Source organism: Helicobacter marmotae, from assembly GCF_003364255.1.
In the GTDB taxonomy this organism is placed as follows: domain Bacteria; phylum Campylobacterota; class Campylobacteria; order Campylobacterales; family Helicobacteraceae; genus Helicobacter_C; species Helicobacter_C marmotae.
The window spans coordinates 1-23,127 of the sequence record NZ_NXLR01000018.1 but is presented as its reverse complement, the minus strand read 5'-3'; the positions used below and the strand labels follow the sequence as shown (position 1 = coordinate 23,127).

Here is a 23,127-nt window from a genome sequence, read left to right as displayed (position 1 = left end):
GTGTTGTATAGACTTAAGCGCGTAAGCTAGCATTAAAGGTACGAATAAGCACATCAAGCGCTGCTTGTGTGGCATAAGAGAGTTGAGATTCTTCTAAAGTCGCTTCATAAGATTGCAGCACAAGGCGAATACTTAGTGCCATTTGCTCCCCTAAACTCTCCTCATAATACACATCAATAGGATAAATATTTTGCACAAATTCAATATTTGCATTCATAATCGCTTCTCGCACTTGATAAAACGCAATGTCCTTATCAAGCAAAATGGTCAAATCACGCATAGACTTTTGATATTTTGAAAATTCTTTTGCTTGCTTTAAAGATGTGCTTCTCATATCAAGCTCTACCTCGCATATAAAGCAATCTTTTAAATCAAGAAGTGTGGCAATCTGTGGATGAAGCTTTGCAATCACCCCTATAGGCTTATCTTGCATATATACAAAAGCACTTTGATAAGGATGCAAGATTCTATCATCTTCAAACCCAAAGCCCTCTAGCAATGTCTTTGCCTGCTCTGTATCGCGTATATTTTTAAGATGTATCTCTCCTATACATCGTTGTGCTATAAGTGCGAAAGTAAAAAAGTCCCATTGTGCAGCCCTCATATATGGATAGCATTCGTCTTTAATGCACCCACTCGCCACAAAGGCAAGCTTAGATTTCTCCTCACGATTTGCGCTATAAACACTCCCTATTTCAAAAAGCGCGATATTTTTAAAGCCAAAATTTTCATTACGTTGGAGTGAATCTAGCAGTTGGGGGAGCAAACTTGTGCGAAGTGTATCAAGCTCTTTGCTGATAGGATTTAAAAGCCCTAAGTTCTCATCTATTTGCACAAAGCCTAGCTTCTTTAGCTCCTCTGAAGAAGCAAAGACATAATGGATACATTCTATAAAGGCATTTGCTATGAATCGATAGGCAAGCTTGCGTTTGCTTCTATACGTAAAATATGCTTGAGAAATATTATGAGACTGCAAGCAAAGCAAGGGCTGTGATGGGATATTATCAATACCATAGATTCTTAGCACTTCTTCTGCTATATCCTGTATGCTTTCTATATCATGTCGGTAATGTGGCACCGCAATCATAAAAAAGTTCTCATCACAAGTCGCATCAAGCTTAAAGTCAAGACGTTTGAGTATTAGGGCAATTTCTTCCTTTTCCAACTCTATGCCTATGAGTTTATTAATCGCGCTAAAAGTAGTAGTAATCACCACCTCCTCTGCGCTATGAGAGACATTATGCGTACCATAATACACAAGGGCATTTGAAGTATCTACCATTTTTTTACACAAAAAGTCCATTCCTTGCTCTAAGTATGGATTACTCCCTCTTGTGCTGCGATAGGTAAGTTGGGGGTCGCCTTTGATATGATTAGCATGGAGGGCTTTAGCAATATGCACAGGATTACTATAGCTTGCCTCAATGATGAGAATCTCTGCATGCGTGCCAAAATGCCGCTCACCATAAGTTACTCCAATGACAGAAATCTTCTTATCAGTAAAAATCGCTTCTAAGCCATTTTCATCTTTTTTTACCCTAAGCTGTGCGGCAAGACCATTATCTAAGACAATATCCTTACTTTCACAATCACGCAATCTATAGGCATTTAAGATAACACCACTCATATACGTGCCATACTCTAAAAAGTTGCATATTACATCTTCTCCCAAAGTCCCATTACGTCCCAAGCAAAGGGCAATATCAAGGGGCAAATAAGCCTGCTTCACTTCCACTACACGATAAAGCAAATGCGCGTTGATTTTATCATCAGTAAGAATCTGCAGCACCCGCCCAAGCCCAAGTGTGATGACATTATCCATATCAATCTCATGCTTTAAGCGCAAGTCATAGCAAGTGGCAAATTCCCTAGCTATACCAAGCACGCTTAAGCAATCCCCGCGATTAGGCGTGATATTCACTTCGATAATATAATCATCAAAAAGTGCTAACTCCCCTATTTCTTTGCCTAACACCAGCTGCCCGGCACTCTCATCTAAGACCATAATGCCATTATTAATCTTTGGCAGTCCTAGCTCCGTGCTTGAGCAGAGCATACCGCAACTCTCCACACCCCGCAAAGTCGTCTGTTTAATCGTAAGTGCGCCGTTTTTAGTATGGGGTATCACTGCCCCCTCTAACGCCACTGCAACATACTGCCCAGCACTAACATTAGAAGCCCCACATACAATTTGTAACTGCTTTGAGCCTATATCCACTTGACACACATTAAGCTTATCTGCATCGGGGTGAGGGGCAAGGGAAAGTACTTTACCCACGACTACATTTTTAGGGAGGCTTTGAGCATAGGCAGATTCCACCTCTAGCCCAATGCTACTTAAACGTGTGCATACTTCATTCATATCAAGATGTGAAATATCAATAAATTGTGATAACAAATGCTTTGTGAAAATCATTAAAACTGCTCCAATACTCGCAAATCTGTTTCAAAAAAGCTACGCAAGTCATTAATACGATGAATAAGCATAGCAAAGCGCTCTACACCAAGCCCAAAGGCATATCCACTCACATCTTCATAAGAGAGATTATCAAAGACCTTTTGATTCACTATCCCGCAACCTAACACTTCAAGCCAACCTGTATGCGAGCATACCCTGCAACCCTCACCCTTGCAAAACACGCAACTAATATCCACTTCTGCACTCGGCTCTGTAAATGGGAAAAAGCTTGAGCGAAAGCGAATGCGCACATCGCCAAACATATAGTGTAAAAAATCTTCTAAAATGTATTTGAGATTAGCAAAATTGACCTTATCCTTACTATCAACCACCAAGCCCTCAACTTGATGAAACATAGGCGAATGTGTCAAATCATAATCTCGCCTAAACACACTCCCCGGAGCTATCATACGAATAGGCAAGGAGCTATTCTCCATGGTGCGCACTTGCACAGGTGAAGTATGTGTGCGCAACAGCATAGAATCTTTAAAATAAAAGGTATCTTGCATATCGCGCGCAGGGTGATATGCGGGGAGATTAAGTGCCTCAAAGTTATGGAAGTCATCTTCTATAAGTGGTCCATCTTGGATAGAAAAGTCCATATTCACAAAAAACTCTATAATCCTATCCATAGTCTGCATAATCGGGTGTCCCTCGCTTTTAGGACGCAAGGTCGTAAATAAACTCGCATCAAGCGATTCTTGTGCGAGTTTGGCGTGCATTTGTGCTTGAGACAAAGTAGCTTTTTTCTCCATAAGGAGTGTTTCAAACTCCTCTTTATACGTATTAAGCTCTTGGGCAAAAATCTTTTTTGCTTCACCCTGAAAGTCTTTAAGCTTGATAAATTGCTGGGCTAAAATGCCCTTTTTCCCTAATATCTCTATACGAAGCGATTCTAAATCCTCTAAATTATCTATCTTCTCTAACCTCTGCAGTACCTCTTGCATTTGTGCCTTCAATGCCAATCCTTCCTTGTGTAATAAAACCTCCATTGTAACATTTAAAGTTTATTATTGGGCTTTATTGATATAATTTACACATATAAATATATTTCATACAGAGCTTGCCTTAAGGAGTGAAAATGACTATTTTTGAAAAGATTGTAGCGGGGGAGATTCCCTGTAAAAAGGTCGCAGAAGATGAGAAATTCCTTGCTTTTTATGACATTAACCCCAAAGCCCCCGTGCATATTTTAGCCATTCCAAAAATATGTGTAAAAGACTTTAGTTGTGCCTCAAGCGAGCTTTTAGGGGAGCTATGTGAATTTGCCAAAGAAGTAGCAAAAATCGCAGGCATAGATAAAAGCGGTTATAGAATCATCACTAACATCGGCGCAGATGGCGGGCAGGAAGTGCCTCATTTGCATTTGCATATACTCGGCGGAGGCAAGCTCTCATTTCCAAAACTTGCATAATGATTTGTTAAAAGAGTAAAAGCCCCTATTGCTTTAGCCTTTTGATAAAAATTAATAAAAAAAGCAAATCCTTTTAAACATTAAGGTTATAAAGCTTTATAGAGATTTTAGAGTATGCAAGTGTGAAATAAAGTTGGAGTAAAAATGCAAGAAGACGCCCATAAATGGAACAAACGTTATGAAGATGGCTTTATGCCCACAGAGCCAAGCCCATTTGTCTTGCAAGCATGCGCTTATATTAAAGAATCCTTTCCTGCACTCTCCTTACCCCATTGGCTTACACAAGAGCCTCTTGTCGCCCTTGATATTGCCTGTGGCAATGGACGTAATGCTAAGCTTTTAGCCCAAATAGGCTTTGAGGTTGATGGGGTCGATATTTCATCTATCGCACTCAAACATTTAGAGAATCTAGCCCATATCAACCCCATTCTAGCAGATTTAGATAACTTTAATTTAGCGCGCAATCGCTATAGTGTCGTGCTTAATAGCTTTTTTCTGGATAGAAGACTTTTTGCCCCAATACTTGCTTGCTTAAAGCCAAATGCCCTGATATTATTTGAAACCTTTATAGATATATATAGCCATACGCCAAAAAATGATAAAGCTCTCTATAATGGGGAGCTTGAGCATATATTTAGCCCACAAAATGGATTTAGCATACTCCATAATGAAACATATGAAAATGCCTCCATAGAGAGAAAAGCCACATATCCTCATATTGTGCGCTTTATCGCCCACTACACACAAAAGGCTTTAAACAAATGACTTATAACTTCAAACAGCGCACGCGCAAGATTCTCTCTATTGCTATCCCTTCTGGGGGCAATTCCCTGCTTGAGATAGCCAATATCGCTTTAGGTATGTATTTTATCGCTCATATTTCAGATGATATTGAAGTAACCAAGCACAATATCGTAGCACTCGGGCTTAGTATGAGCTATTGGATGTTTCTTTTTGCACTCACTACTATCTTTTATGTCGGCACAAATGCCCAAATCTCACGCGCTTTTGGCGAGAGAAACTACTCCAAAATGAACACTCTCCTTAGCACGATGAGCGTGGGGACATTGCTATGCTCTCTCCCTATCTATATACTTGCCTCTATATGCAGTGGCTTGTATTTTGACTGGATGGGCATAGCAGGAGAAACTAAGGCATTAGGCATGCTCTATTTGGGTTGGATTTTCTATAGTATCCCTGCACTTTTTATGAAAACTATCTTTATCTCCGCCCTTGCTGCCACAGGTGATACAAAAAGTGTGTTTTTTATCAAAATCATCAGCACTACTTTAAATATCACATTTAATTTTATGCTGATTTTTGGTGTGGAGGCACTTCATATACCCGCACTTGGCATTATGGGAGCTGGAGTAGCAAATGTCATTGTCTCTTACCTTGAGACTTGCATTTTCTTTGCTATCTTATGTGGAGCACATAGATATTTAAAGTTTGCCCTTAACTTTCAAATAGCATTTTTCACTACAGGCTTGCGCATAGGTATCCCCTCTGGTATGGAGAGGGGGCTTACGATACTCTCACTTGTGTTGATTACAAAGTTTATGACAGATTATGGTTTAGAAGTCATCGCAGGATTTCAAATCGGAGGTAGGGTGGAGAGCTTTATTTGTATGCCCGGCTTTGGATTCCAAGTGGCGGCAATGGCATTAGTGGGGCAAATGCTAGGAGCGAAGCGACTAGACTTAGCAGAATCTTTTATCCGCAGTATTTTACTTATCTCCTGTATCATCATGGGGATACTAGGCATTGCTATGTGTGTTGTGGGCAGGGACTTCTCAAGCCTCTTTAGCACAGATGAAGTGGTGTTGCACTATGCCTTTGCATATTTGATTGCTGTTGGTCTCTCCCAAGTACCTCAAATTTGCGTTTTCGTGCTTGATGGCGCATTGAGAGGGAGCGGGGCTACAAAACTCTCTTTATGGATTAATACAGGAAGTATTTGGATTTTTAGAATCTTCCCCATGTGGCTGTGTGTGTATTATCATCTCAATGCCATATATATCTTTGCTATTATTTGTATTGAGACATTCTTACGCGCTGGTTTCTTTGGCTTTATATTCTATAAAGGTATATGGAAAGATTATATCAAAAAGCTCTAGGGCTTATTTGTTTTGAGATTCTACATACTCCTCATAACTCCCACGAAAGTCAATAAGACGCGCACCATTTTTGCCATCCTCCACTAGCTCAATAATACGATTTGCATACGCATCTATAAGCTCCCTATCATGGCTTACACAAATCACATTACCACTATATTTATACAACGCCTCCCCAAGGGCTATGATAGATTCTAAATCAAGGTGATTGGTAGGCTCATCAAGGACTAAAAAGTTCCCCCCCTCAAGCATAAGCTTGCTTAATACCATTCTATGCTTCTCTCCTCCACTTAGGGCATTAATAGACTTTTCTTGCTCCTCCCCGCTAAAAAGCATTCTCCCTAGTGCATTGCGTATCTCACCACTCTCCTTTTTCTTATCAAAAGCCCTAAGCCATTCATACAGGCTCTCCTCTCCTTTTATCTCCTCGCTTACATTTTGTGGGAAGTAGCCCCTTTGTGTCGTAGCCCCCCATTTCACGCTACCACTATCTGGGCTTAACTCTTCAACCAAAATCTTGCAAAGTGTGGATTTCCCTACACCATTAGCCCCGATAATGGCAATTTTATCGCCGGGTAAAATCTTCAAACTCACATCTTTAAGCACACAACGCTCCCCATAACTCTTTGATATATGCTCGCACTCTAGGGCTTCATTACCAATAGCACGCAATGGCTTAAATACAATGCTAGGCTCGCGTCTTTGGCTTACTTGCAAGGCAGAGAGCTCAAGCTTTTGGAGCTGCTTTTGTCGGCTTGTGGCTTGCCTTGCCTTACTTGCATTGGCTGAAAATCTCGCTATAAACGATTCTAATTCTTCCTTTTCTTTAAGCTTTTTGTTTCGCTCCATTTCTTGCTGCTTAGCAATCAAGCTAGAAGCGATATACCAATCATCATAATTCCCGCTAAACTCACGCACAGTGCCAAAATCCATATCTAAAATATGCGTGCAAACACTATTTAAAAAGTGCCTATCATGGCTAATCACTACCAATGTCCCCTCATGGTGCTTCAAATGCTCTTCTAGCCATGCAATTGATTCTAAATCAAGGTTATTCGTAGGCTCATCAAGGAGCAAAATATCTGGCTTGGGGAAAAGCACTTGCGCGAGTAGAATCTTAAATTTATCACCCCCGGTGAGTGTTTTCATCAATTCATCGTGCATACTGCTTTTAAAGCCTAAATCCTCTAAAATCTTCTCTATCTGCACATCGCATTCATACATTGGGTCTTCCTCAGCACAGATAATTTCAAGCTCTGCTAGCTCATTATTGACACTCTCATCGCTTAAATCAGCATGTTCATAGAGATATTCTTTCCTTTTAATTGCATCATAGAGCCGTTTATTCCCTATAAGCACCGCATCTTTTAAGCTTAAATCCTCAAAAGCATATTGATCTTGCCCTAAAACTCCCATTTTTAAACCCTTGCCTATCACCACTTCTCCACTACTTGCCTCATATACCCCGGAGAGAATCTTTAAAAAAGTCGATTTCCCCGCGCCATTGGCTCCTATTAGCCCATAACGTTTATGTGCATCAAGTGTAATATTGACATTTTCAAAGAGCTTTTTTGTGGGGTAAGCCATAGTGAGATTAATGGTTTGCAGCATTGTAGAATCCTTATAAAAGAAAGTAAAAGATTTTAACACATTTTTGTTTTCAACTACACCAAAGCACAAAATCAAATTTATGCTTTAAGTTTAAAAGTTATATAATCCTAGCCTTTCAAACAACACATTAGGGGATAACCATGCAAGCTAGCATTTCTCAAACACCATCCCATATAGCACCCTACCGCATAAAACGTTATATGGTTTATATGATTGCGACTTTTACCCTCCTTGTTTTTCCATTTATCCAAATTAATGGGAATCAGATTTTCTTACTCTCATTTGACCATAAGCAGCTCCATTTGCTTGGCGTCATATTTGATATGCAAGAGCTTTATCTTATGCCATTTTTGCTTATTTTGATGTTTGTGGGGATATTCTTTATGACAACCCTTGCTGGACGCTTATGGTGTGGCTGGGCATGTCCGCAAACAATTTTTAGAATCCTCTATAGAGACTTTTTACAAACTAAGGTCTTTGGCTTGCGTAAAAAGATTAGTAATAAACAAGAAAAAATGCGCCTTGATACCTTAGGTGCAAAGCTTAAGGCAGTGTGTGCATTTTGTATCATTGCTTTTCTTTGCCTTGTGGCTTCTGCGAATTTGATGTTTTTTTTCACACCACCGAGTGATTTTTTTGCCTATATAAGCGACCCGCTTAATCATAGAATCTTACTTGGCTTCTGGCTAGGCTTTGGGCTGTTTTTTATCTTTGACATCACTTATATACAAGAGAATTTCTGCATTTATATGTGCCCTTACTGCCGCGTACAGAGTGTGCTTTATGATAATGACACTCTTATGCCACTCTATGACTATAATCGCGGAGGGGCTGTATATAGCCCTAGTGGTGCTAAATATGAGCTTCCCCCCAAAAAGCAAAATAAAGACAATGAATGCACCAACTGCCATGCATGTGTGAAAGTCTGCCCCACGCATATTGATATTAGAAAGGGTATGCAGCTTGAATGTATCAACTGCCTTGAATGTGTCGATGCCTGCAGTGATGTAATGAGTAAATACGCAAAACCCTCACTAGTTATGTGGAAGTCTTCTGCCTCACTGAACAATAATGGCAAAGTGCAGTTTGTGCGCTTTAGGACGATTGGCTATGTGGTAATTCTTGCACTTGTATTTGCACTCCTGCTCTTTATGGGAAGCACCAAAGAGCCTATGCTGCTTAACATCGACCGCACAGGAGAGCTTTATAAAATCCGCGCTCATCATATTGTGGATAACCACTACACTATGCTCTTTCACAACACAGATACCAAAGACCATGAGATGTATTTTGAGCTTGTAGATGTCAAAGGCGGCAATATCGCCAAACACCTAAGCATTCTCTCACCTAAAGATACATTTACCATTAAGGCTGGAGATAAAGTCAAAAAGATAGTAACGCTACGTGCAACGGAGCTTTTACCTGAGGGGAATTATGATATTATCATTCATGCTTTTGCTATAGACGCAAAAGATAGCATTTTTATAGAGCGTAAAACTAAATTTGTCTATCCTCCGCATAATAAACTCCAAGACTAAGCAAGATCTTTCGGCTTTGCCTTGTGATAATGAAATGTAATGTGGCTCATATATAATGTAACTCATCTTGCAAGGGAAATTAGTTTGTCAGCTCTAGTGTGTGAGCTAAGAATTCACAAGGGAATCACTGCTCGCCAAATAGAGTTTCTTCACCTCCTATGCTCCCGCAAGAGGCGACAAATTAACAGCATTTACTAGTAAATCAAGCAGCCATGCTCCGCCCTTTCTTATGGGTAAAGACATGGGGAATAATAGAATCTACCAAAACTCGGGGAGAGCTTCTATCCCCTTAGAGTTGGGCTTTAAGCTATATCTTAGTGTATTTTTCCTACAATCGCACACTTAACACTCACACAAGGTCTATAAGCATATATGAATTTACAAGAGGATTTACAAAACAAAGTAGTAGTTGTAACTGGCGGGGCGGGACTTATCGGTAAAGGCTTTATTGAAGCCATTGTCCAAGCTGGTGGCATTGGGATTATCGCAGATATAAATTTGCAAGCAGCCAATAGTGCCAAAGAGAGTATTTACAATACCATATGTGCAAACTCACCCCAAGCCTTAGCTAGTGAATGCGCCTCACGTATTGATTGCATTTTACTTGACATTACCTCCAAAACAAGCTTGCAAGAAGCAATACAATCCCTACATGCACGTTATGGCAAGATTGATGCTTTAGTCAATAATGCCTATCCTCGCACGCCAAATTGGGGGAAAAAGAACTTTTTTGAAGTAGAGTATGAAGATTTTTGTGCGAATATGAATCTCCAAATGGGCGGCTACCTCCTCGCCTCACAGCAATTTGCCACATATTTTAAAGCCCAAGGCTATGGTAATATTATCTCTATGAGCAGCATTCAGGGCGTGTATGCCCCCAAGTTTGATACCTACATCGGCACGCAGATGGATAGCCCCATTGAATATAGTATGATTAAAGCAGGGATATGCCATATGACAAAATATATGGCAAAATACCTAGCCAACACGGGCATTAGAGCAAATGCCATAGCCCCCGGAGGCATTTTAGATAATCAGCCAGAGAGCTTCCTTACACGTTATAGGGCACATTGCACAAGTAAAGGTATGCTTAACCCGCAAGATTTAAGTGGCACACTGCTTTTTTTACTCAGCGATGCGAGCCTTTATATCAATGGGCAAACGCTCATCGTTGATGATGGCTGGGGGCTATAATGCACTGGAAACACCGCTTAAAACTACGCGTAAATAAAAGCGCACAGCTCCTATGGTATCTGCAAGGCTTTATTAGGCATGGTACTTTCAAACCAAGCATTAAAAGCATTAAACCAAATAAAGAGAGAATCTTTATTATGGGTAATGGTCCTAGCCTTAAAAATGACATAGCTCCACATATCCAAAGCCTAAGGGGCGAAGATGTGTTAATGGTGAATCAAGCCTTAACCCACCCGCTTGCCTTTAGCTTAAAGCCCACGTATTATATGCTTATGGACCCAGCATATTGGGGGTTTTATAGCAAGGAAGAAGATAGCGATGGCTATATCACACGAGATATGCAAAAGTTAAATGAAGCATTAGCCAAAGTGGATTGGGAGATGATTATCCTAGCTCCCTATCATTTCTACCATAAACGCACAAATAAGGGCATAAACTTTAAAAACCCGCATTTACACGTACATACTTTCAATGCTGTAGAACTCTACACATTCTATTCGCTTCAATCTTGGCTTTATAGGCATAATTTTGCTATTCCTAGCGGTATTAATGTGCTACTTGCTTCATTATGTGCGGGTATTACGATGAAGTATAAGCATATCTATCTCTTAGGGGCAGATAGCACTTGGCATAAGCAACTTAATGTCGATAGCAATAACAAAGTCTATTCACTTGAAACTCACTACTACCACGACAAAGAGGAGAAAATCTACACACCCTATAAGCTTTCTTTCCATATGCAGTGCATTACAGAGGCTTTTAAAGCCTATGACGCGCTAGGTATGAGCTTCCCTCATATTTATAATTGCTCATCTATTTCTATGATAGACGCCTTTAAGAGAACACATATAGATAATATTTTTGCTGGGGGGGGGGATAGTAAATACTTTATAACCCTCTACTCCACTCTTTCTCTTTTTTCCATTGTTTATGTTGTTTGTTATTCTAAGTTAGCTAGAGAATCTCTACCCGAATCACTAGAAAATTTAACATTGCCTTATCATTCCAAGCATTGTAAAGAAACTCCACCCCAATCACTAGCGACTCCGTTAGTTTGTCATTCTGAGGGAACACGAAGTGCGACCGAAGAATCTCTCTTATCTACTAAAGACTCTTTAAACGAATCGCTAGAAAGGCAGTTACTTTGTCATCACAAGCCCTCAATAAAGGGCGAAGAATTGCTTTCAAAAACACCAAAAAGCACGACTAGTGATTCGGACAGAGATTCTTCGCCTGCTATGCAGGCTCAGAATGACAAACTTTGCTACCCGCAAGGGAAACCCACACATAATAAACACCTGCAAAGGAAATTACTTTGTCATTCTGAGCGTTATGGAGAATCGCTTCGCAAAGCCACTAGACAATCCCTATCTTATTGTCATTCTGAGGGCTTTATGCCCGAAGAATCTCTCTTATCTACTAGAGACTTTTCAAAGGAATCGCTAGAGAATCTGCCCTATTGTCATTCTGAGCGAAGCGAAGAATCTCTATCCAAATCACTAGTCGCCAACAGAGATTCTTCACCCCTTGCAGGGGTTCAGAATGACAAGAGTGGCAGAGTCGATGGTGAATCCAACAGAGATTCTTCGCCTGCTATGCAGGCTCAGAATGACAAAGTAACAACATTTACTAGAAATCCAAAAAGCAATTCTTTACCCCTAAAGGGGCAAAGATATAATAAAAATGACAAACTTTTTACCCCTATGAGAGTATCAAGTTATATATCCACTCAATATGACAAGCAAAATAAGCTCTTTTCCCCTCTAGTAAAAAATCTCCATAATATCGCACAAGAGGTGTGCTATGTCGCTTAAGCACTTCTGCCTTGACTTCTTGCATACTGCTTATTCTCTCTATGGCTTTATCAGGGCTAAAGCCTTTAGCTCCAGTGTGCCCACATTAGCAAAGCAAAGTAATGAAAATATTTTTATCCTAGCAAATGGTCCAAGCCTTAAAAATGATATAAAAGCCCATTCTGCCTTGCTATCCAAATATGATAGCCTTATGATGAATCACGCTATTACAGAATCGCTCTCTTGGCAAATCAAGCCAAAATACTATATCCTTATGGATTCTGTGTTTTTTGTGGGTGATAGGTATAATGTCGCCTCAAGGGAGCATTATCAAAGGGTAGAAAAAGAAGTTAAAGAAGTCTTTAATGCCCTTGAAAATGTGCCCTATCATTTAGAGCTTTTAGTCCCTAATGTATGGAAGCACACATTAAATCTGCATAATCCAAATATTAGCATTCAAACCTATGGTATTGCTAAATTTAAGGGCTTTGACTTCATAGCACGTTATCTTTTTAAGCACGCCCTAGCCCTACCATCTTATTGTAATGTGCTTATTCCCTCCATTATTTGTGCCATTGCTATGGGGTATAAGCGTATTTACCTGCTAGGGTGTGATCATGATTGGTTTAGAAACTACTTTGTAGATAGCCAAAATATGCTTTTTAACGACTATAAGCACTTTTATGAAGAGTCTCAAACGCTCTGTGCGCTAGAAAAGCTACATCTTCATCATATCCTCTACACAGATGCAGAGATTTTGCACTCTTATCATATTTTGAGAGAGCTCTTTTTAGGGGTTTGTATTTGCAATCTCTCATCTCACTCTGTTATTGATGCTTTCCCTAAAAGCAGCCTAGAGCAGATTTTTGCTGGGGGGGGGGATAGAGTAAAACTCCTTATATTCTTAGTTTATGCCCACTTTAGCCAATATCGGAGGGCAAAATGCTAAGACTTAAGCCAATCCTTAAAGCCATCCTCCCATCCAAGATTCGAATCTGGCTTATTCATATTAGAAATCTCTATATCACACGTTTTCATACCAAATCTTATGCCCAGCAAGGTGAAGACTTAATCCTGCGCGAAATGCTAGCATACGCCCAAAGTGGATTTTATGTCGATGTGGGCGCACACCATCCTTTTAGATTCTCAAACACGTATTTATTTTATAAGCAAGGCTGGAGGGGCATTAATATTGACGCTATGCCCGGCTCGATGAAGCTTTTTGACCGGTTTCGCCCGCGCGATATTAATATCCAATGCGGCGTGGCTTATGAGTTTGAAAAGCAGCGGGGGGGGGGGCAGATGATATATTATAGCTTTAATGAGCCCGCTCTCAATGGCTTTACTCCTCTTTTAGAGACAAAATATGCCAACCACCCACTCTATCATTTACTAGAGAAAATCCCCGTTTCTGTGCGGACTTTGGAAGATATTTTAGATGAATATATGCCTAGAGATACCAATATTGATTTTTTAAGTATTGATGTTGAGGGGCTTGATTTAGAAGTACTCAAATCTCATAATTTCACAAAATACCGCCCCAAAATTATCCTTATAGAATCATGGGATACCACTTTAGAAACACTCCCAGAGAATGAAACCTATCACTTTTTAAAAGAGAGGGGTTACTTATGCGTGGCTAAAACCATAAATACCCTTATCTTTAAGGAGAAGGCATGAAAAATATCATTCTCATCGATAGGGATTTAAGCTTTATTGATGTGTGCTTAGAGTTGCAACATCATATCGTTGTGTTAATTGTAGATTCCCATTCTATGGCAGAGGAAGTGCGGGCAAAATACCAAAATAACCCGCAAATTACGCATATTATGTCTATGCAGGAGTTAGAATATGTCAATGGCACGTCATATTTAAGCTATGAGCTTTTAAATCAATACAAGCTTGAGCAATATAAAGTCGAATTTGTAGCCCATAGGTGGCTAAATGATGGTATGCTTTCTACAAATAAATTCATAAACGCCCTCTGCTTTTGGAATCATATTTTTGATAGCTTTAGCATTGATTTAGTCTTCATAAGCGGCTTAGAGCATGGTGTGAGCTATGATATACCCGCCTATATTGCTAAACATCGCTCTATCCCTGCGTTTTTCACCCCGCCTACACTCATTTATGCCATCTCTGTGCTGCATTTTAATACAAACACCTATGTCCCCCTATTAAGCGGGAATCTAAGCGATTCTCAAATACAAGAAAATCTCTTTTATCACTTTAATCCCGATGATATTGTGCTGCCTACAGCCACTTCATTATGGAAAAAGCAAAAATCCCTTATAAGAAGCCTGCTTTTAAAAATAGGCGGGCAACTGCTGGTAGATTTTGTGCTTTGTGTTTTAAAAAGAGATTTCATTATAAAGCAGCACACAGGCTATTTCCCCACGTCATTTTGGGAGAGGTTATCAAGCCTTTTATATGTGAAAAAGCTAAAAAGATTCTATTACTCCATTATGCAAGCCCCCGATTATAGTGAAAAATTTATCTTTTATGCTATGCACTTTGAGCCAGAGGGCGGGACTTCTGTATGTGTGAATCTCCAAAATCAGCTTAGCATTATCCAAATGCTCCATAATGCCCTCCCAGAGGGCTATAAACTCTATATTAAAGAGCACCCTCATCAATTTATGCTCAATAACCCTGAAATGGTGTATTTCCTCTATAACATCAAATGGTGGAAGTCTATTGCCTTTTATAAAGAGCTTCAAGCCCTAGAGCATGTCAAAATTATTGATTTTAATACCCCATCAAAAGAGCTTATCACCCACGCCCAAGCTCTAGCTACGATTAATGGCACCATCCACATCGAAGCCACTTTTTATAATAAACCCTGCATAGCCTTTGCCGGTAAAAGCCTCCTGCTTTATGGGGTGAAAAATTTGATTTGTGTTGAGAGTTTTGAAGAGTTACAAAAGAATCTTACCATACTAGCAAGCAACCCCTCTTATTTTGACAATAAGACAACGACCCCCCCCCGCAAATCTTTAAAACCTACGCGACACATTATCAAAGCAAAACTAAAGGGAGAGATATATTCCGCTCCTTGCATGCCTATCTTCAATGGTCTTATCCCTCATGCTAATTTACATAATGCTCAGATTCCTCCTTATATTCAAACCCCTCCTTATATTCAGATTCCCTCTTGGCATACTCTTTATGGTGAATGCTATGCGTAAGAATATTATCCTCCTTGATAGGGAAGGCGCTCTTTTATCCCATATCTTGCAATATACAGACTTTCACATTGTGGTGCTTGTGTGTGAATTTCACGCTAAAACCAAACCCCTTATAGAATCATATAAAGAGAGAATTACTCACTGCCTTGATTATCAAAATCTCCTCCAAATCCAGCATAGCACGCATATTGACTACACGCTTATAGAAGCGATGAAGCCTATTCAAATTGATGTAGAGACTATGCTTCATCGCGTTATGCTAAATAACCCTCTAGCAAAAGATATTTACTACCAATATCTCTCATTTTTTGCCCAAATTTTTACGCAGTATCACCTGTATTTTGTGCTCAATGCCGAAGCCATACTTGCTACCCCACATCATCTTATCCCCTTTGGTTTAGCAAAGGCTTATAATATCCCAGCTTACACATTTGAGGGGATTTTAAACGATGTAGCGATATTGCATTACAATACACGCACTTGCATTAAATTTGACCCATATCAAAAACCCGCCTCCTCCATTAAACAACGGCGATTTTACGCCTATGAAACGCACATAGAGCCACAAGAGAAAACACTCAAAGCTAAGCTTACTTCCCTGCTTTATAAACTTGGGGGCTCCATACTCGTAGAGTTCATTGTATGCCTCAAGCAAAGAAGCTTTAAGCGTAAATTTATGGGCATAGAATATAACTACTTCTCCAAACTCTACTCCTTTATCCAACATAAAAGAATGCACAGATTCTATAAAACTCATGCCTGCAAGCCTAGCTTAAAGGAAAAATTTATCTATTTTAACCTTCACCTTGAGCCAGAGGCAGCAATTATTGGCAGAGCGATCCTTGAAGCACAGCTAACACTCATTAAAATGACAGCAAGAGCCCTCCCAGAGGGTTATAAACTCTATGTCAAAGAACACCCGCATCAATTGCAATTTAATGATAATCTCACAGACTATTTCTTACATAATATTACATTTTTTAAAAATATCGCATTTTATAAGCATATTATGCAAGTGCCAAATACCTCCCTCCTTTCCCTTGAAATAAGCGCAAAAGAGCTTATTTCTCACTCTCAAGCCATCGCCACATTTGATGGCACGGTTACATTAGAGGCGATTGCGTTTAATAAACCTGTGATTTTATTTAACGCCCCTGTAAGCCCATATCAATTCCTTAGCCACACTTACCATATTTATGCCTATAAAGATTTGCAAAATGCAATCTCTCATATCACCCAAAATCCCCCCAAAATCTTAAATGAAGATGAGGAGTTTGCACGCATTGAGCCATATATGTCAAACACACAACACAAAGACTTTTATAGCAATCTCCTAAGTTCCATTACAAAGCATATACAAAGCCTAAAGGGAGAAAAGTATGTCTAAATATGCCCCTATTGTGCTTTTTGTATATAATCGCCCCAAACACACACAAAAGGTTTTAGAAGCCCTCAGTGCCAATGCCCTAGCTAAAAAGAGTGAAATTTATATCTATCAAGACGCCCCTAAAGCAAATGCAAAACCCCAAGACTTGCAAACCATAAATGAGCTAAAAGGCATTCTCGCAGAGCTTATAAACACTAATCCCAAAACGCATCATTTTGCCAATATCACACTCATAGAGAGAAAAACCAATTTAGGTTTAGCAGATTCTATCACTCAAGGGGTAAGTGAAGTAATGAGCACACATAAGCAAGCCATAATCCTTGAAGATGACATCATCGTATCTCCTGTATTTTTAGACTTCTTAAATGACGCCTTGCAAAGATATAAGGATATGAAAAATGTGTGGAGTATCTCTGCGTGGAGCTACCCTATAGATACAAAAGACTTAGGCGATTGCTATTTTTGGAGGCTACCTCATTGCTGGGGTTGGGCAAGCTGGGCAGATAGGTGGGCACATTATAAGCGCGACATTGCTTGGGTAGAAGCAAATTTTACAAAAGATGATATAGATTATATCAATCTAGGCGGCAGTGCGCGGTATTTTGAGCATTTTTTAGATAATGCAAAAGGGAATATCAAAACTTGGGCGATTTTTAACTATCTCCTTGCCTATAAACACCACGCCCTAAGCCTCTGCCCCGCTACTTCTTATGTCAAGCAAATAGGCTTTGATGGCAGCGGGGTGCATTGTGGAGCGGAGGGAGAAGTATTTAATGCTAAAGATATAAATACCAAATTCCCCATTAGCTACCCAAGTGAGGTAGTAGAATCTCACCTTGCTTATAAGCGCATTCAAGCCTTTGAGCGCGCACTTCATAAGCCTTTCATATTCCGCACATACAATAAACTTTATAAAATCTCACAAAGTATATGGCATAAAGCCCATTATTTAACGGGGGGGGGGGATAGAAGATAACTTCACACTTATTATACGCACTCCCCACTCTCCCTCTTATACCTATTTTCCCCCTATAGTTTCGCTTCCTTGCTCCATTTTAGCTAAAGAAAAAGGAGCATAAATGAAAGTATTAATCCTAGCAGGAGGTTTAGGCACGCGCCTTGCAGAAGAAACTTCCATTCGTCCAAAACCTATGGTAGAAATAGGAGGCTTCCCTATACTCTGGCATATTATGCAAATCTATAGCCACTATGGCTTTAATGACTTTATTATCTTACTAGGCTACAAGGGCTATATCATTAAAGAATACTTTGCGAATTTCTTTTTACATAATAGCGATATAAGCATCAATCTTAAAGATAATTCCATAGAGATTCTCAACTCACAAAGCCAAAATTGGCGCGTAACTTTGCTTGATACAGGGAAAGATACGATGACTGGAGGCAGAATCTTACAAGCCAAGCCCTACATAGGAAATGAGAGATTTATGCTAACTTATGGCGATGGACTAAGTGATGTGAATCTCCACGCCCTCCTTGCCTTTCACAAAGCCCATAAAAAGCTAGCTACACTCACAGCCATACAGCCAGAGGGGCGATATGGGGCAATTGCATTTGGTGAAAATGATCGTGTGGAACACTTTTTAGAAAAGCCCAAGGGTGATAGCTCACCTACAGGCTGGGTCAATGGAGGGTTTTTTGTATGTGAGTGCGAAGTGCTTTCATACATTAAAGATAATCAAAGCATTTTTGAGCAAGCCCCGCTTATTACCCTAGCCAAAGATAAACAACTCCAAGCCTATAAACATTATGGATTCTGGCAGTGTATGGATACCCTGCGAGATAAGCAACTCTTAGAAGAACTATGGCGCAATAATCCCAAATGGAAGGTATGGCAATGAAAGTAAAACGTAATCAAACAGAACTCACAGGCATTCTTGGTATAGAGAAACTCAACCTCCTAGCAGATATTAAACCCATAGAACAATGGAGGGCATATAGAGACACTTACGCAAAAGCCCAAAATTTAAGTATCATCACCCCCTACCCTACGCAAATTGACTTTGAGCTAAACGCCACTTGTAATCTCAAATGCCCCATGTGCCCTTTATCTGTAGAGAGTAATAACCAAAAAGCACATCTACTCCTCCCTTTTTCGCTTTTTTGTGCCATTATAGATGAGGGTATAGCCCTGAATGCACTCAAAGCCATCAAGCTAAACTACCTAAACGAGCCGCTTTTACGCAAAGATTTAGAAAGCTTCATTAGCTATGCTAAAAATGCCGGCGTACTTGATATTTACTTCTCAAGTAATGGCTTACTTTTACATAAAGAACGATCTATATCACTCATTAAAGCCGGACTAGATAGAATCCAAATTAGCATTGATGCCTATTCTGAAGATGTGTATAACACCATTCGCCCCGGAAGTAACTACCATAAAGTAATCCAAAACGTCCTCCAACTCCTTGAGGCTAGAAAAGAGCTAAAAAGCCTAACACCCTTAGTGCGTGTGAATTTTGTGCGCACCGAGCTTAATGAACATCAGCTTGATAGCTTTGTGGCATTTTGGGAAGATAAGGTTGATATGATTGGAGTGCAAGAAATGATAAAGCCCCCTAAAAGCTCAAAAGACCTAAACTCAAAGACCACACAAGAAAAGCCCGACTTTCAATGCTCTTTCCCCTATAAGCAGCTTGTTATCACCGCTGAGGGGAATGTGCTACCTTGTTGCACATTCTATGGGGAGCAAATGCCCCTTGGCAATATCTTAGAATCTTATAAAAATGGCACATACACGTCCCTCCAAACATTCTGGCAAAGCAAAGCTATGCAGGAGTTAAGGGCTATTCATAAAGCCCACTCCTATGCGAGTAATCCTATTTGCAAAAAGTGCATAGAGGGTGCGATTTATGGATAGCTATATATGTCAAAGCCCTATCTTGCTTATTGTCTATAAGCGCGTAGATACGCTTAAAGCCATTTGCCAAGTACTTCAAAAAGTCCAGCCAAAGACACTCTACATCGCCTCCAATGCTCCCAAAAATAGCCAAGAAGCAAATAAGGTTAAAGAGGTAAGGGCATTTTTAGAGAGTGCATTCACTTGGCAATGCGAACTTAAAACACTCTATAGAGATTCCCATCTTAACGCCAAATGCTCCATTAGCTCGGCTATTTCTTGGTTTTTCTCACTTGAAGAGAGGGGCATTATATTAGAAGATGACTGCTTACCTAGCCTTAGCTTTTTTAGATTCTGTGATGAATGCCTAGAAAAATATAACAATACAAGCCAAGTTTTTATGATAAGTGGCTGGAGTGCGCTAGATTTTGCCCCACATCAAACAACCAAAACCCTTAGCCCCAAAGCCAGCTTAAAAGAAGACTACTACTTCTCTAAATATAACCACATCTGGGGCTGGGCTTCTTGGGCTAGGGCTTGGGGGCAGTATCAATTAGAATTTAGCGACTTTAAGGCAGAGTTTAAAGCCTTGCATAACTTTTGCAATATGAGAGAAAAAAGAGCATGGCATAAAATCTTCAAACTCTACGCACGAGGGCAGATAGACACTTGGGACTACCCATGGACCTATAGTATATGGAAAAATAATGGCTTATGTATCTACCCTAAAGATAATATGATTCAAAACATCGGCTTTAACCGCGATGACGCCGCTCATACCAAAGGTGATTGTAAATTCGCCCAAATGCCCACCTATGAGCTACACTTCCCCCTAAAACACCCCACCACCATAGCCCAAAATAAAGCCCTAGATAAACTCAATTTTGAAATAGTCTTTGATAGCACCCCGCTTATTTTGAGAATCTACTCCAAGCTCAAAGCCCTCCTTAAAGCACATTTATGCTCCCATAGGAAATAATTTCATATCATAATTGATAGCAAAAGCTATTTTTTAGTAATGAAAAAATTATTTTCTGCTATAATTGCGCGAATCTTAAATAAAGATTAAGCTAAATCAAGTTTGATTTTTGTTCTTTTACATTTATTTTTTATATGGCAACTCTTATTTTATATCTTAGGAAGTAATGGCAGACAAAGTTATGCACAAGTCACATTCTCAGCCCTTGCAGGAGCACGAAGTGAAGGTGAGGAATTTTTGTTGGATTTACCAGCGACTCCGTTAGTTTGTCATTCTGAGGGAATGGTAATGACCGAAGAATCTCTGTTTGATTTACCAGAAATTCTCCAAGTTTGTCATTCTGAGCGTTATGGAGAATTGCTTCACAGAGCCACTAGACAATCCCAATCCTATTGTCATTCTGAGGGCGGGCGTAGCCCAACCGAAGAATCTCTACCCGAGTCACTGGTCGCTAAAAGAGATTCTTCGCTTGATTCTCAAGCACTAGACATGACAACGGGATGGAATCTGCTAGAAATCCAAAAAAATGCTTCACAGAAAGCCCACAGAGATTCTTCACCCCTTGCAGGGGTTCAGAATGACAAAATAATTTCCCTTGCGGGTAGCCAAGTTTGGCATCACGAGGGAGGGCGTGAGAGCGAACGAAGAATCTCTCTTATCCACTAAAGACTCTTTAAAAGAATCACTAGTCGCCAAGAGCAATTCTCCACCTCTCACCAAGCCTAAAGACATATAAACAAAGAGTCGCCAAGGATCATAAATAGAAAACACAAACAAGAATCAAAACAAGAAGCCAAAAACCATAAAACAACACAAACATTACGATACAATAAGGACATATTATGACAAATAGAGTAGTATTACCCCCCCCCCCCATAGCATATACACAAGCCATAGAACTTATCTAGTCTTAAGTTACCTTATACTTATCACCCCTTAAGTAAATACCCAAAGTACCTATGACTAGATACCCCTATATATGCTCTATGGCTCAAATTTGGCAGCATACTCACAAGTTGAGATATGCCATCCCTTTGTCTCTTATCTCCTTTTATCACCATCTCTGCGCCCAAAGCACAAATTGGACTAATAACTGCTTAGTAACCTCTAGAACTAATTTCTATTGTGAAGTCACCTCTCGCCCCAATGTCCGCTATATCAACACTACAGGAGCACAAGCCACTACACTGCTAGTGAAATCCTCTGTGGGGACTATTCAATTTCAAGCTACGGGCGTAAATGCTGCTATTATCGTAAATAACGACACTCAAAGCCCATTTAATCTCACTTTAGAGCAAGGCGTGAGATTAAATAACACCGGAAGTGCTGGGGTATTTGGTATCTATGCACAGCAAAACACTACTACTAACTTCACTAATGCAGGTACCACAGGGAGAATGGGGATTTTAGGGAATCTCAATCTAACAAACAATAATGGAGGCAATATCGCTCGCTTAGCCTTTTCTTATGGCAATGCAACTATTACCAATAATGCAACTATTACCGAGCTTGCTAATCAAGCCCAAGGCACTATGCAAAATGTCTCCAATAATGGCACGATTAGCACCTTTCAAATTACTGCTGGAACTGCCCAGAATGTGAGCAATAATGCCAATGCTACGATAAGAACCTTAGAAGTAACTGGCACTGGCACAAAACTAGATACTTTCACTAATAGTGGCACACTTACGACGTTTGCTACAAACAATAATAGCACAACCGAAAACTTTACCAATAATGCTACACTTACGACGTTTTCAAACGGGAGAGGCAACTTAAGAAACAATGTCTATCAAATGAATGGAAATGCCACTATCACAACACTCACCAATAATGGCACCATAACCGGAGCGTTTAATAATGGCACAAATGCAACTATTACCACTTTTACCAATAATGGCAGAATGAGTAATGCTAATCAAACTGGCTTGAATGCAACCAATAACTTTGGGACAATCACAACTCTAACCAATGAAACTAATGCCAGCATTGCATTTTTAAGAAATGGCGGGAGCTCTGCTAGCAACGCCATGATAGGTAATTTTACCAACAAAGGCACCATCACCACACTTCAAAACGCTAATATCGCACAAACAAGAAATACCATTAATAATCTCACCAATTCAGGGAGCATTACTACACTAACAAATATGGGGAATAAAACACTCATAAACACACTCGCTAATAGCGGCACTATAACGACTCTCACTAATGCCACAGGTGCCACCATTAACCAACTTGATAATTCTGGCACCATAACCAATAACTTCACTAATCAAGGCACCATTAATACACTTGATAATAAAAGCGGAGGGACCTTTAGCGGAAGTCTTATTAATGCAAGTATGATTACAAATCTAACCAATAGCGGCACTATCACTCAAGGCATTACCAATAATGCCAATGCAAGGATTACCAATCTAACTAATACTGGAAGTAGAGTAACACTTAGCTCTATTACCAATAATGGAGCTATCACTACAAAGCTTACTAATAGCGGCTCTGCTACTATAACCACTCTCACTAATGGAGCCACAGGAGATATAAAACATATCGAAAATGAAGCTAGCTCCACCATTACTACCCTAACT

The 23,127-nt window shown here is 39.9% G+C and carries 19 protein-coding genes; 16 read left to right on the top strand and 3 right to left on the bottom strand.

Annotated elements, in window-relative coordinates; translation table 11 throughout:
- Nucleotides 1–13: 13 nt before the first annotated feature.
- Both pheT and pheS read right to left on the bottom strand, forming a co-directional pair.
- Nucleotides 14–2,416 (bottom strand): phenylalanine--tRNA ligase subunit beta, encoded by a 2,403-nt coding sequence (pheT, locus tag CQA63_RS07980; RefSeq protein WP_104700361.1) that lies wholly within the window; start codon nucleotides 2,414–2,416, stop codon nucleotides 14–16.
- Entirely contained in the window at nucleotides 2,416–3,405 is a 990-nt protein-coding gene (pheS, locus tag CQA63_RS07975) for a phenylalanine--tRNA ligase subunit alpha (RefSeq protein WP_104700377.1), read from the bottom strand. The genes pheT and pheS overlap by 1 nt, the downstream gene beginning before the upstream one ends.
- A 134-nt stretch (nucleotides 3,406–3,539) precedes the next feature.
- On the opposite strand from pheS, the gene CQA63_RS07970 reads away from it, so the two are divergent.
- The 3 genes from CQA63_RS07970 (at nucleotide 3,540) to CQA63_RS07960 (ending at nucleotide 5,989) form a co-directional block, all read left to right on the top strand.
- A complete protein-coding gene (locus CQA63_RS07970; RefSeq protein ID WP_104700360.1) occupies nucleotides 3,540–3,872 on the top strand; it encodes a histidine triad nucleotide-binding protein in 333 nt (110 codons plus the stop codon).
- Nucleotides 3,873–4,016: 144 nt separating this feature from the next.
- Nucleotides 4,017–4,637, top strand: coding sequence for a class I SAM-dependent methyltransferase (locus tag CQA63_RS07965; RefSeq protein ID WP_104700359.1), 621 nt, complete (start codon nucleotides 4,017–4,019; stop codon nucleotides 4,635–4,637).
- Nucleotides 4,634–5,989 carry an MATE family efflux transporter gene (locus CQA63_RS07960; protein ID WP_104700358.1) on the top strand — a complete coding sequence of 452 codons (1,356 nt, stop codon included), beginning with the start codon at nucleotides 4,634–4,636 and terminating at the stop codon, nucleotides 5,987–5,989. The genes CQA63_RS07965 and CQA63_RS07960 overlap by 4 nt, the downstream gene beginning before the upstream one ends.
- A 3-nt stretch (nucleotides 5,990–5,992) precedes the next feature.
- Here the strand turns inward: CQA63_RS07960 and CQA63_RS07955 are convergent, their stop codons facing one another.
- Entirely contained in the window at nucleotides 5,993–7,600 is a 1,608-nt protein-coding gene (locus CQA63_RS07955) for an ABC-F family ATP-binding cassette domain-containing protein (protein WP_104700357.1), read from the bottom strand.
- Between the two features lie 140 nt (nucleotides 7,601–7,740).
- On the opposite strand from CQA63_RS07955, the gene ccoG reads away from it, so the two are divergent.
- The 13 genes from ccoG to CQA63_RS07890 form a co-directional block, all read left to right on the top strand.
- The gene (gene ccoG / locus CQA63_RS07950) at nucleotides 7,741–9,138 is read left to right on the top strand and encodes a cytochrome c oxidase accessory protein CcoG (RefSeq protein WP_104700356.1); all 1,398 of its coding nucleotides are present in this window, start codon (nucleotides 7,741–7,743) and stop codon (nucleotides 9,136–9,138) included.
- A gap of 372 nt (nucleotides 9,139–9,510) precedes the next feature.
- The gene (locus CQA63_RS07945; protein WP_104700355.1) at nucleotides 9,511–10,332 is read left to right on the top strand and encodes an oxidoreductase; all 822 of its coding nucleotides are present in this window, start codon (nucleotides 9,511–9,513) and stop codon (nucleotides 10,330–10,332) included.
- Nucleotides 10,332–12,146: a hypothetical protein gene (locus tag CQA63_RS10080; RefSeq protein WP_211305736.1), complete on the top strand. Its 1,815-nt coding sequence runs from the start codon at nucleotides 10,332–10,334 to the stop codon at nucleotides 12,144–12,146. The genes CQA63_RS07945 and CQA63_RS10080 overlap by 1 nt, the downstream gene beginning before the upstream one ends.
- A complete protein-coding gene (locus CQA63_RS07935) occupies nucleotides 12,136–13,074 on the top strand; it encodes a hypothetical protein (protein WP_104700352.1) in 939 nt (312 codons plus the stop codon). The genes CQA63_RS10080 and CQA63_RS07935 overlap by 11 nt, the downstream gene beginning before the upstream one ends.
- Nucleotides 13,068–13,805 (top strand): FkbM family methyltransferase, encoded by a 738-nt coding sequence (locus tag CQA63_RS07930; RefSeq protein WP_104700351.1) that lies wholly within the window; start codon nucleotides 13,068–13,070, stop codon nucleotides 13,803–13,805. Before CQA63_RS07935 ends, CQA63_RS07930 begins: the two co-directional genes overlap by 7 nt.
- The gene (locus CQA63_RS07925) at nucleotides 13,802–15,313 is read left to right on the top strand and encodes a hypothetical protein (RefSeq protein WP_233706646.1); all 1,512 of its coding nucleotides are present in this window, start codon (nucleotides 13,802–13,804) and stop codon (nucleotides 15,311–15,313) included. Before CQA63_RS07930 ends, CQA63_RS07925 begins: the two co-directional genes overlap by 4 nt.
- Nucleotides 15,294–16,700 carry a hypothetical protein gene (locus CQA63_RS07920; RefSeq protein WP_147288758.1) on the top strand — a complete coding sequence of 469 codons (1,407 nt, stop codon included), beginning with the start codon at nucleotides 15,294–15,296 and terminating at the stop codon, nucleotides 16,698–16,700. The genes CQA63_RS07925 and CQA63_RS07920 overlap by 20 nt, the downstream gene beginning before the upstream one ends.
- Nucleotides 16,693–17,676: a glycosyltransferase family protein gene (locus tag CQA63_RS07915; RefSeq protein ID WP_115511858.1), complete on the top strand. Its 984-nt coding sequence runs from the start codon at nucleotides 16,693–16,695 to the stop codon at nucleotides 17,674–17,676. The genes CQA63_RS07920 and CQA63_RS07915 overlap by 8 nt, the downstream gene beginning before the upstream one ends.
- Before the next feature lie 103 nt (nucleotides 17,677–17,779).
- Nucleotides 17,780–18,559: a glucose-1-phosphate cytidylyltransferase gene (gene rfbF / locus CQA63_RS07910; RefSeq protein WP_104700348.1), complete on the top strand. Its 780-nt coding sequence runs from the start codon at nucleotides 17,780–17,782 to the stop codon at nucleotides 18,557–18,559.
- Entirely contained in the window at nucleotides 18,556–19,578 is a 1,023-nt protein-coding gene (locus CQA63_RS07905) for a radical SAM/SPASM domain-containing protein (RefSeq protein WP_104700347.1), read from the top strand. The genes rfbF and CQA63_RS07905 overlap by 4 nt, the downstream gene beginning before the upstream one ends.
- Nucleotides 19,571–20,536 carry a methyltransferase FkbM gene (locus CQA63_RS07900; RefSeq protein WP_104700346.1) on the top strand — a complete coding sequence of 322 codons (966 nt, stop codon included), beginning with the start codon at nucleotides 19,571–19,573 and terminating at the stop codon, nucleotides 20,534–20,536. Before CQA63_RS07905 ends, CQA63_RS07900 begins: the two co-directional genes overlap by 8 nt.
- 102 nt (nucleotides 20,537–20,638) lie before the next feature.
- Complete coding sequence (locus CQA63_RS07895; protein WP_147288757.1) at nucleotides 20,639–21,202, top strand: hypothetical protein; 564 nt, start codon at nucleotides 20,639–20,641, stop codon at nucleotides 21,200–21,202.
- Nucleotides 21,203–21,729: 527 nt separating this feature from the next.
- On the top strand, nucleotides 21,730–23,127 hold a 1,398-nt coding region (locus CQA63_RS07890; protein ID WP_425323542.1), incomplete at its 3' end, for a beta strand repeat-containing protein.

What these genes read in the sequence shown, in the direction of transcription:
- CQA63_RS07900 (WP_104700346.1), top strand. Translation starts at nt 19,571, where the DNA reads ATGGATAGCTATATATGTCAAAGCCCTATCTTGCTTATTGTCTATAAG.
- CQA63_RS07930 (WP_104700351.1), top strand. Translation starts at nt 13,068, where the DNA reads ATGCTAAGACTTAAGCCAATCCTTAAAGCCATCCTCCCATCCAAGATT.
- CQA63_RS07905 (WP_104700347.1), top strand. Translation starts at nt 18,556, where the DNA reads ATGAAAGTAAAACGTAATCAAACAGAACTCACAGGCATTCTTGGTATA.
- CQA63_RS07915 (WP_115511858.1), top strand. Translation starts at nt 16,693, where the DNA reads ATGTCTAAATATGCCCCTATTGTGCTTTTTGTATATAATCGCCCCAAA.
- CQA63_RS07955 (WP_104700357.1), bottom strand. Translation starts at nt 7,600, where the DNA reads ATGCTGCAAACCATTAATCTCACTATGGCTTACCCCACAAAAAAGCTC.
- CQA63_RS07960 (WP_104700358.1), top strand. Translation starts at nt 4,634, where the DNA reads ATGACTTATAACTTCAAACAGCGCACGCGCAAGATTCTCTCTATTGCT.
- CQA63_RS10080 (WP_211305736.1), top strand. Translation starts at nt 10,332, where the DNA reads ATGCACTGGAAACACCGCTTAAAACTACGCGTAAATAAAAGCGCACAG.
- CQA63_RS07935 (WP_104700352.1), top strand. Translation starts at nt 12,136, where the DNA reads ATGTCGCTTAAGCACTTCTGCCTTGACTTCTTGCATACTGCTTATTCT.
- pheT (WP_104700361.1), bottom strand. Translation starts at nt 2,416, where the DNA reads ATGATTTTCACAAAGCATTTGTTATCACAATTTATTGATATTTCACAT.
- pheS (WP_104700377.1), bottom strand. Translation starts at nt 3,405, where the DNA reads ATGCAAGAGGTACTGCAGAGGTTAGAGAAGATAGATAATTTAGAGGAT.
- CQA63_RS07970 (WP_104700360.1), top strand. Translation starts at nt 3,540, where the DNA reads ATGACTATTTTTGAAAAGATTGTAGCGGGGGAGATTCCCTGTAAAAAG.
- CQA63_RS07920 (WP_147288758.1), top strand. Translation starts at nt 15,294, where the DNA reads ATGGTGAATGCTATGCGTAAGAATATTATCCTCCTTGATAGGGAAGGC.
- ccoG (WP_104700356.1), top strand. Translation starts at nt 7,741, where the DNA reads ATGCAAGCTAGCATTTCTCAAACACCATCCCATATAGCACCCTACCGC.
- rfbF (WP_104700348.1), top strand. Translation starts at nt 17,780, where the DNA reads ATGAAAGTATTAATCCTAGCAGGAGGTTTAGGCACGCGCCTTGCAGAA.
- CQA63_RS07945 (WP_104700355.1), top strand. Translation starts at nt 9,511, where the DNA reads ATGAATTTACAAGAGGATTTACAAAACAAAGTAGTAGTTGTAACTGGC.
- CQA63_RS07965 (WP_104700359.1), top strand. Translation starts at nt 4,017, where the DNA reads ATGCAAGAAGACGCCCATAAATGGAACAAACGTTATGAAGATGGCTTT.
- CQA63_RS07925 (WP_233706646.1), top strand. Translation starts at nt 13,802, where the DNA reads ATGAAAAATATCATTCTCATCGATAGGGATTTAAGCTTTATTGATGTG.